This is a genomic window from Streptomyces prasinopilosus (assembly GCF_001419695.1).
Taxonomy (GTDB): Bacteria; Actinomycetota; Actinomycetes; order Streptomycetales; family Streptomycetaceae; genus Streptomyces; species Streptomyces prasinopilosus.
Genome location: NZ_LIRG01000224.1, coordinates 1 through 12,554 on the forward strand (window position 1 = coordinate 1; position 12,554 = coordinate 12,554).

At 66.0% G+C, this 12,554-nt stretch carries 7 protein-coding genes and 2 pseudogenes; all 9 read right to left on the reverse strand.

Features of this window, described 5'->3' with window-relative positions; all coding sequences use genetic code 11:
• Positions 1–242 precede the first annotated feature (242 nt).
• Positions 243–626, reverse strand: a complete 384-nt coding sequence (locus AOK18_RS30695; RefSeq protein WP_079104952.1) for a DUF6083 domain-containing protein — start codon at positions 624–626, stop codon at positions 243–245.
• An 83-nt stretch (positions 627–709) separates the two neighbouring features.
• Positions 710–871 (reverse strand): annotated as a pseudogene (locus tag AOK18_RS33585) (IS5/IS1182 family transposase); the annotation flags it as partial.
• Between the two features lie 49 nt (positions 872–920).
• Positions 921–1,083, reverse strand: a pseudogene (locus tag AOK18_RS30700) (transposase); the annotation flags it as partial.
• A 99-nt stretch (positions 1,084–1,182) separates the two neighbouring features.
• The gene (locus AOK18_RS10915; protein ID WP_055694199.1) at positions 1,183–4,179 is read right to left on the reverse strand and encodes a DUF499 domain-containing protein; all 2,997 of its coding nucleotides are present in this window, start codon (positions 4,177–4,179) and stop codon (positions 1,183–1,185) included.
• A 55-nt stretch (positions 4,180–4,234) separates the two neighbouring features.
• Positions 4,235–6,985 (reverse strand): DUF1156 domain-containing protein, encoded by a 2,751-nt coding sequence (locus AOK18_RS10920; protein WP_055694200.1) that lies wholly within the window; start codon positions 6,983–6,985, stop codon positions 4,235–4,237.
• Positions 6,982–10,203: a helicase-related protein gene (locus tag AOK18_RS10925; protein WP_055694201.1), complete on the reverse strand. Its 3,222-nt coding sequence runs from the start codon at positions 10,201–10,203 to the stop codon at positions 6,982–6,984. The genes AOK18_RS10920 and AOK18_RS10925 overlap by 4 nt, the downstream gene beginning before the upstream one ends.
• Before the next feature lie 1,070 nt (positions 10,204–11,273).
• Positions 11,274–11,777: a GNAT family N-acetyltransferase gene (locus tag AOK18_RS10930; protein ID WP_055694202.1), complete on the reverse strand. Its 504-nt coding sequence runs from the start codon at positions 11,775–11,777 to the stop codon at positions 11,274–11,276.
• 2 nt (positions 11,778–11,779) lie between these two features.
• Positions 11,780–12,193 (reverse strand): arsenate reductase ArsC, encoded by a 414-nt coding sequence (locus AOK18_RS10935; protein WP_055694203.1) that lies wholly within the window; start codon positions 12,191–12,193, stop codon positions 11,780–11,782.
• Positions 12,186–12,554 (reverse strand): arsenic resistance protein (locus AOK18_RS10940; RefSeq protein WP_420865592.1); only part of this gene is annotated, 369 nt, incomplete at its 5' end. The genes AOK18_RS10935 and AOK18_RS10940, both read right to left, overlap by 8 nt.

Sequence of the window (12,554 nt, forward strand, 5' to 3'; positions counted from 1 at the left end):
CGTAGCTCAGGGGATAGAGCAACGGCCTCCGGAGCCGTGTGCGCAGGTTCGAATCCTGCCGGGGGCACCTTGCACGAGGTGCCCAAAGACCCCGTCACCAGCGGAAACGCTGAGGCCGGGGTCTTCGCGTATGTGCAGGCGTGTGCTGCTCGGAGCGGCCGTATGCCGGGGTCTGTGGACTATTCGTGGACAGGATCTTGGGACGTCTCCCCTGGTCAGCCTCGTAGTTTCGGCAGCGCCCCTCAGCCCGCGTCCGGCCATTGCTCCGGAGGCTGAGGCGGCTCCGGATCGTTCTGCCGCTCTGCCCGCCGCGCGTTCTCGTCCCGCAGGCTCGTCAGCCATGGCCACAGATCCGGTAGAGGCTGCGCTGGGCAGGCAAGACTGTGCTCGATACGGCACCGCTGGAACTGATTCGGCGGACACACTCCGTAGACCATCACCCGCCCATCGGACAGTTCGATCCATCGGCGGTCCGCCGGCACCGTGTGAGCCAGCGGACGCATGTCCGGCTCCAACAGGACCCAGTCATGCTCGAGCGTCGCCACTCGATCCGCCAGCAGCCCGCAGTACGAACAGCGAGACTGCCCACCACCCAGCCGCCGCGGCTTCTCCTCCAAAACCCCCATACCGTGAGGGTCGCCAGCCCGTCGGTCCAGACGTAGAGCGCGAACCGGTCGGAACCCCTGGGGCAACCGTTCGGCAGCGAGCAAAGCACCTCCCGGTCCGGCAACGGCTTGCGGCCGGGATACCGGAACCTGCGTTCACGCTGCGGCAGCAACGGCGCCAGGCGATCCCACAGCTCATCCGACACGACCCACGGCGACGTACTCACACCGGTCCGAACGCTCAGCTCCCGCCCGAGACACGGCAACCAGGAGCGATCCACCTCATTGTGTTAGCCGCTATTAGACCCGGTCCCGCGGTCCGTAACGTTCGGGCACGTCCCGCCAGGGAGCACCAGTCCGAGTCCGCCACCGTATGCCGTCTATCAGCTGCCGCCGCGTACGCACCTGCGGCCGACCAGGCTTGATGCCCGTCGGCAGCAGGGGCCCACTGGCCGTTCGTCAGATCCCCACGTCCCACAGGACGTGATCATCGATGGACAAGATCCACTCTCACGACAGGCCCTAACCGGGACTGAACCCTGGGTAGTCTCTGCCATCGTCGGCAACGGCGGTCTTGTCAGATTTCCCTGAACGTCCCGTTTATGCCGAGTTCTTCCAGGCGCTGCTGAATCTCCTCTGCCGCGTCAGCCTGCATCACCAACTGGAGGGTGCCCTGCAAGTAGCTGATCTGGCGTTCGTCCAGGGTCATGTAGAACGCCCGGAAGAGCGCGGCGAAGCCGTCGGCACTGTCAGTGTTGGCCAGAAGGTTCTTCGTGAAGGAGAAGGCGACCTGCCGCTCCTTGACGGGCGCCGGCTTCGGTGAACTCTCCGGAGCTTGCCCGCTGGGCTGCTGCTGAGGCGTTGCGGATGCCTTGTCCTCCGGCCTTCCGGGCACATGTGACGCGACACCACTCGCGTTGTCGTCGATACTGGCGGCGCACGGGCCTTCGTGGGCCTGCTGGTCGCAGGTGGGGCAGGTCTTGGCCTGTGGCTTGGCGAGGCGTAGGCCCGTGCTTGCGAGGTTCACCTGGCCGGGAGCGGTGACCGCCACCTCGGTGCCGGTTCCGTCAACGATGCTGAGCAGCCCTTGGCTCACGGCGTCGTGGATGGCCTGCTGGAGATCGCGGTCGCCGCCATACAGCAACGGCAGCCGGGGGGCATTGTAGAAGGCGGCCCGGATGTCGGAGAGGGTCTTGCCGTAGTCGTTGTCGCGGAGGTTGTGCAGGAGGGCCTTAGCGGTGAACTGGCCGGTGTCGAAAACCTTGTCACGGTCGGCGAGGCCCTTCCAGACGAGCAGGCCGTCGAGGGCCGTGATGTTGTCCTTGTCGAACGTGAGCTGGTCCAGGTACCGCTCTCGATCCGGGTCGGGCTGGGCCAGGAAGGCGACATGCTGGTAAGCCCGCTTGATCTGCCTCTCCAGCTGGGTCTTGGCCTCGCTGAGTTCCTTCGCCCCGATGGTCTTGAGCTCGTCGTCGTTCTGAATCTCGGGCGCCTGCAGAGCCCTTTGCCTGGCCAGGTACTCCACCGCCAGGTTGCGTGCCAGGGCTCGCTGCTGCGTGTTCACCACGGCGTAGACCGCGCTGCTCGCCCATTGGACGGGAAGTTGCTGAGAACCTTGGCCGAGTCCCATGGCGACGTTGAGCGCCTCAAGGGTCGGCTTCTCCATTCCGTTGCGCAGACTGAACTGCGCGGGGTCGAGCACGATGAGCCGGGTGGTGTGGGCGGTGTCCAGCCCGGCCGTGGCGAGGACGTCGGCGGCGCTGCGCTGGAGGTCCGCCGAGACGTATTTCACATCACGGAATGGTCCGCTGCTGGTCAGCCTCTTCGCGAAGTCGAAGATGACCTGGTCGCGCTCCGTTTCGGTGATGGTTCGTCGGATGTTCTTGACCAGCATGCGGTGGGTGAGCCGTGTGGACAGGAAGTAGCGGGCCGGCTTGTTGTTGCCCTGTCCAGGCGTGATGTCGAGTGCGCTCATTCCTCGGTTCGGGTTGACCAGCTCGTCGACGACGCCGTCGGCGTCAGTGATCGTGTAGGTGGTCTCCGGGACGTTGGTGGCCGCCTTGACCTCGGGAGCACTGGCCCCGCGGCCTCGCCCCGGCCGCAGGGTGCCGACGACGCTGGCCAGGAAGATGAAGGTGGCCGCTCGTTCGGCCGCGCGGGGGTTGTGCGAGGACCAGGTGCTCGACGGGCGTTCGAGGTCCTGGCGGCGCGCGGCCCCGGATGAGGCGTCGTGGTTTACGACTTCGATCTCGGCCAGGCTCCGATAGTTGGCGATAGTTCGGTCGTCCTCCACCAGGCCGCTGCCCAGGAGCGCCTCTCGGACGGTGTTGTCCGACAGCGGCAGGTCTCCGGGGCCTATGAGTGCCGGAACCCACTCGCCGGCCTTGCCGCGTTGCTGGAGGGCGTAGACCGTGGCGGCAAAGATACGGATCGTGGACCGAACCCGCTGGAATCCGGTGATCTTGCCCCACTCGTCCTGCGCCAGCTTGATGAGCATGGGGTGGAACGGGTAGCACATCGCCATCTCCGTGCGCCAGTTACGACGCCAGGTGGCACCGATCGGGTCCCAGACCTGCTTCGCCCACGCCTTGTCCGTCAGCACGTTCTCGTACAGTGCGGCAGTCGCAGCAAGGACCTCCCCGGCGGGCTCGGCGTCGAACAACCGCCGGCGGAGGATGTCGGCGAAGTCGCCCACGCCGGTCACAGTGGTAGGCAGGCCGTTGCGGTCAAGCTGACTGTTCAAGTCATCACGGCGGGACTGAGCAGCGGCGGACAGCGAGGTCTTGTCGACGTCGGGCGCGATCATCACGACCAGCATCGCGACGTGAGGAACATCGTTGACGACATCGAGCACTGCCCGCAGGAATGCCATGTCCTGCGCCGCCAGGTCAGTCTTGTTCGCGCCGTCCAGTCCGTTGCCGATGTAATCGAGCACTTCATCGACGATGATCAACACGGGCCGATTCACCGCACTGATGGCCTCAGCGATTTTATGCTTGTCGCTCCAGAACGGCCGGTAGCGTTCGAAGAGGGTGTAGTCCTTGGAGAACAGGCGCCACAGGAAACGCTCGTAGAGGGTGACAGCGGGACCATCAAGCTCCTGCACGCCGGCGCCGGGGGTCATGTTGTCGCAGGGCAGCACGACGACATGCGGACGTCCGAGGTCGGCGGTCAGCGGGTGTCCGATCCTGGCCTTTGCACGCTCAGCAACCTTCTGGCCGAGCTCGGTATCCATCAGTACTGCTGGATTGGCGGCCAAGTGGTAGGCGCCGATACACGCGTGCGACTTACCGCCACCCATGCCCTGGGCGAGCCGGGTAACCGCTCGGGCCTTCAAGTAGTCGTCGCCGCCACCGATGCGGACTGCGACCTCGGCGAGTAGGTCGATGAGTAGTTCGGTCGGGTGAGTAATATCCCCGTAATAGTCCGCATCCGCATAGGGCGGACGGTCGGCTCCGGTCGCGTGAACGGCCCGGAACAGCGACATTTGTACGTCGTCGATCTGCCCGGAGGCGTTGAGAATCTCCTGGCGGAGCTTGAGTGCCTTCCACCAAGGCGTCACGCTGGTCGTCACTGCTGCTCTCCTGGGCTGGTGGATACAAAGGTCGCGGGGGCACTGCGGCTCGTCATCACATAAGCCGCAACTGGTTGTCGTCTATCAGTTCGAGCTGCGGGTTTTCGTAGGTGCTCGTAGCAATGGACTCGGCGGCTCCAATGACGCCAGCCCGGTTACGCAGCACCCGGGTGAAGCGGACGGAGTCCGGGTCGTTGTCGGGCAGTCGGTCCGCGAGGAACTGGATCGCGGCCCACAGGAAGGTGTCGTCGGCCGTGTGCTGTGCAGCCGCGAGGACCTGTCCCATGGCCTGCAGACCATCCTCCGAGGCGGCTGCGAGCGCGAGGGCGATGTCGATGACGGTCGAATCTCCGGTGATCTTGCCCTTGAAGTCGCGGGAGGCGATGAATCGGACTCCCTTGTCCGCGTCGGGCACCAGGTCACGTATCGCGGCCAGGTCGAGCGTGGCAGCCAGAGCCTGCCAGCGCAGTTCGGATTTCCCCCGGACCTGACGGTTGTAGAGCGTGACCCACCACAGTGCGAACCGCGTACGAGCGTCGAAGGTTTCCAGCGGTTGGTGGTTGATCTCGACCGCCATTGCCTCCTGGACCGCGGCTCGCGCCAGCGGAAGGAACGTGTAGATGTCGACAGGTTCGCCCTTAGCATCGAGGATTTCGCTGTATCGACCGACGACCTCCATCGCCGGCCCGGCAGCCGCCATCAGCATGTCCGCCGGGGCCAGGCCCCACCGCTCCCAGTCCGGGTAGCGTCGCTTGATCTCAGCCTTGATCTCAGCCTCGACCGCCCCCTTACGCCCAGGAGAGCGCCCGGGCGCCTTCGGGCGACACGTCATGGTCAATGTGGTCTCGATATTCGCCTTGCCCTGGTGGCTGCCAGCCTCGGTGTTCGCAGGCCAAGACCCGGTCATTACAAGGTCGGCCTTCTCGATGGCCGTGAGCAGACGCTGCCAGACCTCCGGGTCTCCGGACCCGAACACGATGGTCACTAGACCGTCATCGCGGACCACGCGACGCATCTCACCGAACGCCTGGGCGATCTTGGTGTCGTAATGCTCGCGAGTTCTATGCTCGTTGGGTGCCTCTCCCCGGACCCTCTTGACGATGATCTCTTCCTGCTTCTCCTGGCAGCCGTACTCATCGGACGTGACGACCAGCTCGGGCCAGGTGTTGTACAGGGCACGCTTCAGCCACGCGTAGATCAGGTCGGAGGAGTCGGCGTACGCGAGCATTTCGTCATACGGCGGGTCGGTCACCACGGCAGTGACGGATGCGTCTCGCAGGGTCAGCGAGGTAGCCGAGCCCCTGCTCACACTGACCGGCGCCCCCTGAATGTCGGCCATCAGGTTCGTCAGCGTCGACATGCTGCTCTTGCATAGGGACGCCCATGAACCCGGGCCGGTACCGATGCCCACCTCGAAGAAGTCCTGAGAGAAGACAATCGATCCCTGGTTCGCGTAGATGTCATGAATCTTGTTGAGCTTGGGGTCGAGAGCACATCCGCGCGTGGCCCGGCGCAACTTCCGTGCAACGACCGCCCCCGCGTAACCGCTGAGCGCCCGGGCGTAGTCAGGACTCACTCCCGTTTGGTGCATGAGCTCGTCGACTACCTCGGCTATCACCTGGGTGAGCATGACGAAGGCCAAAGTCTGCCGATCGCACATGAAGTCGCCGTAGGTACGTGCCCCGTAGATGGAAGGCCCGATGATGTTGTTGTTGCCCGGGGCGATCCGCTCATCGGGCACGGCGCTCAGGAAGGGACTCGGGCCGCGCCGCTCACGCAAGGCCGCCGGCGCGGCGGCTACCGCCGCGAACTCTGTGTGGGCGGGTTCCCGGTATTCCTTGCCGAAGTCGTCCGAGTGATCGGCCACCACCAGCAGCATGTCCGTGGCCCGCCCCTCATCGGTGAGCCGTCGGTGCACATCGAGTGGGTGCACATGACTACAGAATGGGCAGATCGCTGACTTCCCCGGCAGCGTGCGACCCTCAGCGGTACGAGCACGCGTCAGCGTTGGAGTGCGCCTTGGAGCACCCTCGTGCACCACCGTTGCGCAGGTCCCTGTGGTCGAATCGGCTTCGACGTAGAACGACTGGCCGGGATCGACGACCGGCGGAGCGCCCTTACGGCCGCGCTTCTGGCTCGCCCCCCGCAGCGCGTACGAGCCGACCAGGGGGAAACGGTTGCCACACTCCTGGCAAGGGATGGCGATGGCCCACAGGTACCCCCACGGCCGCTTTCCGTTAACCCGGGGGTAGTAGTCCTCCATAGCCGTGGTCCACCGGCGGCCCACCTCGTCAAGGGTGGCGCGAACATCGACAAGCAGCCGGGGCCGGTCGTCGTAGAGGGCGTCGCTCTCCTCGGCGAACGGCAGACGCGGCTCGTGCGACCAGTCCCGAAAGGGGAAGTCGGTGAGGAGCGTGCTGGCCAGCACCGCGACCGGGCTGTAGTCGACACCGTGGGCTTCCAGTCCAAGCCGCCCTGCTTCCAGCGGGATCATGCCACGACCACTGAACGGATCCAGGACCGACGCGCCCTCAGGGTTGGCCTTGACGATCTCTTCGTGGAGCAGTTGCCAGGCGTCATAGCGTCCGGACATGGCCTCCTGTACCAGCCCTTGGAGGCGCTGCTGTTCTGCCTGGTCTTCCGGCCAGGGCAGCAACGAGCAGATCACCGCCGCCTTCGCCTGGGCAACAGGACGTTTCGCGAACCAGGGGAACAGCCCGATCTCCGTCGACCCGCTGCCCCATCCTGTTGAGCTGTTCGCCGAAACCTCGGCACAGGGGAACCAGCGTTCGATCATTCGGGTCATGCGTTGCTCCCGGGGGCATTCTTTAGGCTGCTGCCCGGGACGCGGAACACCGCGTTCCCGGTTATGACGTTCGCGAAGAGGGTGGCGGGGTCCTGGTAGGCGCCGAAGAATCGGCCCTTGCCGTCGGCACAGTGGTCGATGACGTAGAGCCAGTACTCCTTGCGGTGCTGAGTTGCGATGAGGACTTCGTTACCGGTCATCCGGATGCCGTTACTGGCCGCGCTGCCGAGCACGCCCTTGACCTCGACGTGGCGGACCTGGCTGTTGCGGCGGGCCTCCAGGTCGTATCCGCGGCCCTCGGTGTGGACGTCGGCCACTGTCCAGCCGTCGTCCTCAAGGAGTTGTTGCACGTGACGCATGGAGACCAACTCGGCGTCGATCTCGGCTTGGACGCGGGTGTCGGCGGTGGCCAGGACGCGGATCCGACCCATTTGCTTCGGTTCGGTCAGATGCACGTGCGCGAGCCGTTCCAGTTCTTCGAGTCGCCGTGCGGTCTGAGCCTGAAGCCGACGCCGCAACTCAAGACGGGCAGCCCGGCCCTCAATACGGTCAGTCAGGCTCAGGGGCAAGTTGGTCAGGTCGCGACGGGCCTGGGCGAACCAGTCGGCGCGCACCTTCCGGTGTTCCGCGACGGTCGCGGCGGCCACTTCGAGGGCCGCGCTGAGCGCGTGGCCCTCCCGGGCAGGGTGTGGTTCGCCGCCGTTCTTGTCCGTAGGCACGAGGTTGGCCAGGGACTCCCACCGGACCGGTCGGGCGTTGCCGCTGTCGTCCACCTTGATCAGGGTGGCCCACACACTGGCGCGCTTGCCGTTGCTCTCCGTCATCGTCGCCTCGTACGCGTACAGGTCGTACGGAGTGAGACTGGTGGGGTCGGATGCGGCGCCGGACTGGTATAAGTCCTCGGCCAGGGTGCGCTCGGCTATGTTGATCAGGTCGCTGAAGCCGGGCTCGCCGGGGCCGAGGGTGATGGTGTCCCCGACGTCGATACTCTCAGAGGCGTTGCGTACCGCGTCGCCGCTGGTCGCGACGTGCACTTCGCGCTGTCCGCCCAGGGTGACAGGAAAACCGGTGTTGCCGTTCAAAGTGAGCTGTCGGAACCCGGGGCCGGCCGCGGTCGGTGCGGACTCCAGCACGCCGGCGGCTGCGAGCCGGTCGAGGTACGCCTCGACGATGGCAGGGTTGATGCGCGCGAACAAGTCGCGCTGGAGCAGCGTCAGTGCCGCAACCGCGTCCACCTGACTGGCCAGGCGGCGCTCATTGTCGCGAACCTTGCGGGCCGCGCGCGTGAGTTCCTGGGCCTGGACCGCTTGGGCAGCATCTATGGCCTGCTGCTTCTTCACCTCATCGTTGCCGTAGAGGTCCGACAGCCACTTGTCGTAGTCGACGTCCGTGATCTCGGCAACTGCCGACAGACTGTCGAACATCTGGCCACGCAGTTCGTTCGCGGCCGTAACGAAGTTGTCCAGCAGACGGAGCAGGGTCGCGCCTTCTCGGGTGTCCGTGGCGACCAGGTTGTAGAGATAGACGTCACGCCGCTGACCGACACGGTGAATACGTCCCATCCGCTGTTCGAGACGCACCAAGGACCATGGAATGTCGTAGTTCACCAGCACGTGCGCGGCCTGCAGGTCGATGCCCTCGTTGCCAGCGTCGGTGGTGACGATGATTTGGAACTCGGCACGCATGAAGGCCTTGCGGGTCTCATCGCGCTCGGCCTTGCTCTGCCGGCCCGAGTACAGCTCGGCGGTGTACCCCCCGGCCTGGAGCCGTCGGGCGATCCACTCGGCCGAGTCTGCGTACTCGGTGAAGATGACTGCCTGTTCGCCGTTTCCCGGGTGAATGCCGTGGGCGGCCAGACAATCATCGGTGAGCCGCTTCCACTTCGACGGTTGCCAACGAGAGTCGGTGATTGTTGCCTCGATCTGCTGCACAAGGCTGTTGATCGCGGTTCGCTCAGCCCTGGTCGAGGCCGAGACCGTGTGAATCACCTTCGCCTCTTCGACCTCGACCTCGTCACCGTGGTCCTCGCGATCGGCGATGAGCGCCGCCTCCGCCTCGCTCATCGCCCCCATGTGCTCGTGGCGCCGCCGCAGCGTCTCGGCCAGCGCGTAGAGGCTGGAGGCTGCTCGCTTGCCGTAGACCATGCGGGCAAGCGGCTGCGCCACTGGAGGAAAGAACCGGTCGACCATGTCGAGAGCGGCCTGATAGAAGCCGTACTCGGTCTGCGACAGCGGGACACTGTGGTTACGCGCGGTGCGCCCCTTGAACAGCCGAGTCGCGCCGTCGTAGTCGACCAGGTCCTCCTTCATCCGCCGTAGGAAGTGGATGGGCCCGGGGCGCAGCGCACTGAGCTCGACATTGGGATCACTGCCCGGATCCGGGTAGATCTCGGGGTCGACCAGGTGCAGCAGGTGCCGGAAGAGCCACTCCTTGCCCCGGTGCGGTGTTGCCGTCATCAGCAGCGCCCGCGGGGTGTTCTTGGCTAGGAGCCGTCCAACCTGGTGGAATCCGGCGGCAGTCGGAGTCAGCCGATGGGCCTCGTCGAAGACGACCAGATCCCAGCCGGCCTTGTCCGGGCGTATCGCGTCCTGCACTGCGGGGTTCACCGCTGCGAGCTCGAGGGAAACCACCCACAGGTCATTGGAGTTCAGGGCGTTCTCACGCACCGTGGCCGAGGTGAGCTGACGCAACCCACCTCCCAAGAGCCGCTGGAAGTCGTCCACCCACTTGGTGGCCAGATTCGCCGGACAGACGATGATCGCCCGCTTGATCAGGCCGAGTCGCTGCATTTCACGGAGATACAGCCCTGCCATGATCGTCTTGCCGGTGCCCGGCTCGTCGGCAAGGAGGAAGCGCAGCAGGGGCTGGGGAAGCATTGCTCCGTAGACAGCCGTTGTCTGGTGCGCGTACGGCTTCAGCGGTGTAGCTGCCATCGCGCTGGACTCGGCGTTGGTCGCCGCGGCGTTCATCCACTGCGTCCACATAGCGGCCAGCACGCGAGCGGAGTCAGCCTTGCCGTCACTGACGAGGGGCCGCACGGTCTCGGTGTCTCCGGCTGCCAAATTCACTTCGTGACGGCGGTCTTCGTCATCGACAAGGATGAGGTCCCATGAGCCGGTTTGATCTCCGGGCAGGGCGAAGCGGATCGTGGCGAACTCCGGCACGCCAGCGGCCCGGACTCGTACTCTCTGGCCGCGCTCGAACAAGCCTTGCTGCATGCTTACGCGTCTACCTCGAGGCTCACCGACATCGAGCTGCCGAGAATGGTCACACGCCGACTCGCTGGACGTGGACAAGACATGTCCCGATCCCTCCTCTCGGCCACCTACGGTTCCCCACCCTGGCCGACTAATGAACCGTCAAGTTACCCCAACTACCTGCGCGTTTCCAATACATGGGGCGCGACAAGGATGGTGTGGGCAACAGTTTTTGCTAGCCAGTTCCATGTCCGAGAGGCGCCTGGTTCTGACAGTTGAGCAGCGACGCGGCCCTCCGTAGCCTCGATCTTTCGTGAGGTCCGCTGACAGAGTGGGCGGACCGCTTTCGCGCCGTGGGCGCAGGCTGCGGGCCCGGGTTTCGCCTTGGGGTGGCGCCGGTTCCACTGCTCCGGTCGGTGGTGCTGTCGAAGGGAGGGGAATCCGCTGGTCAGCCAGGGTCGGACAGTTGAGTGAGCCGGTCGATGGCTGCGGTGATGTGACCGGTCGGAAGAGTCTTGGTGCGGGTGCGCTCCGGTACCTACTCCGTTCAAGAACCGCGTTGGCCACTCGTGGACCACTTGTGGACCCCGCTCGCGTCATCGGCCGGCCATGGGCCCGTGACCTGCGGATTCGCGAGAACCAGGCACGGCCTCCGGAACCGTGTGCGCAGCTTCGAATCCTGCCGGGAGCACCCCGCACGAGGTGTCCGAAGACCCCGTCACCAGCGGAAACGCTGAGGCCGGGGTCTTCGCGTAGGTACAGGCGGATGCCGTCGGAAACAGCCGTATGCCAGTGATCGTGTCATGGCGACGTAGTGACCTCGGTGGGCTTCGCGGCAGGTCGGAGCGCGTCTCGTGAGGTTCTGAGCGTAGCCGTGCGGAGCACCTGTGGGTGGGCTGGAGCCCCGGGCCGCTTTGTGGTCCGGGGCTCAGGTGGTCGATCGGTCGTGTCGGGGCGTTGTGCGAGATCAGAGGGGTGCGTCGTCGGTCTGCTCGTGGGTCGGTCGCACCGGCTCACGGGTGTCGTTGTCGGAGGGGCGCCGCACCAGGATGCCGGACCCCGGGTTCACGTGCTGGTCGTCCCGGCGTGGGTCAGACTGCCGGGCTTCTGCGTTCGATCAGCAGGACGTCGCGCCATACGCCGTGGTGTCGGCCGATGCGTTCGCGCGTTCCGATGACGCGGAAGCCCGCCTTCTGATGAAGGGCGAGGCTGGCGGTGTTCTCGGGGAAGACGCCGGATTGGATCGTCCAGATGCCGGCCGCCTCGGTGGACCTGATCAGCTCGCGGAGCAGTGCGGCGCCGATGCCGTGGCCGCGTGCGTCGGGGTGGACGTACACCGAGTGCTCGACGACGCCGGCGTACGCGCATCGGTCGGACACCGGTACCGCGGCGACCCAGCCGAGGACCCGGCCGGTGGCGTCGAGGGCGACGTGTCGGTGTTCCGGCAGCTTGGCGGTGTCGAACTCCTCCCAGCCGGGAGCGGTGGTCTCGAAGGTGGCATTGCCTTCGTCGATGCCGAGTCGGTAGATCGTCAGGATCTGGTCGGCGTGCTCGGTGGCCATCGTGGTGAGGCGGTACTCGTCGGCCGGGCTCATGCTCAGGTCACCGGGGTGATCTCGTCGACCAGGCCGCGGATGCGCTTCTCGATCTCGTCGCGGATCGGACGGACGGCCGCGACCCCTTGCCCGGCCGGGTCGGGGAGTTCCCAGTCGAGGTAGCGCTTCCCGGGGAAGACGGGGCAGGTGTCGCCGCAGCCCATCGTGATCACGACGTCGGACGCCTGGACCGCCTCGGTCGTCAGCACCTTGGGTACCTCGGCTGCGATGTCGATGCCCACCTCCGCCATGGCCTCGACGACGGCCGGGTTGACGGTGGTGGCGGGGGCGGAGCCGGCGGAGCGGACCTGGACGCGGTCCCCCGCGAGGTGGGTGAGGAAGGCGGCGGCCATCTGCGAGCGTCCGGCGTTGTGGACACAGACGAACAGGACGGACGGGGTGGTGGTGTCAGGCACGGGCGGCATCTTTCTCGGGCGCGGGAGTGGCGGTCGGGGTGGTGAAGTAGCGGCGCGCGTACAGGGCGACGTGCACGAGGCCGATCAGTACGGGCACTTCGATGAGGGGGCCCACGACGCCGGCGAGGGCCTGGCCGGAGGAGGCGCCGAAGGTGGCGATGGCGACCGCGATGGCCAGTTCGAAGTTGTTGCCCGCGGCGGTGAAGGCCAGCGCCGTCGCGCGGGGGTGGTCCAGACCGACGGCGCGTCCCAGGAGCATCGATCCGGCCCACATGATCGCGAAGTAGATCAGCAGCGGCAGGGCGATGCGGGCGACGTCGAAGGGCTGCGAGGTGATGGCGTCGCCCTGCAGGGCGAAGAG

Bases quoted from the DNA above. Each gene is read 5' to 3' on its own strand.
- AOK18_RS10925 (WP_055694201.1), bottom strand. From the start codon at position 10,203: ATGCAGCAAGGCTTGTTCGAGCGCGGCCAGAGAGTACGAGTCCGGGCC.
- AOK18_RS10930 (WP_055694202.1), bottom strand. From the start codon at position 11,777: ATGAGCCCGGCCGACGAGTACCGCCTCACCACGATGGCCACCGAGCAC.
- AOK18_RS10920 (WP_055694200.1), bottom strand. From the start codon at position 6,985: ATGACCCGAATGATCGAACGCTGGTTCCCCTGTGCCGAGGTTTCGGCG.
- AOK18_RS30695 (WP_079104952.1), bottom strand. From the start codon at position 626: ATGGGGGTTTTGGAGGAGAAGCCGCGGCGGCTGGGTGGTGGGCAGTCT.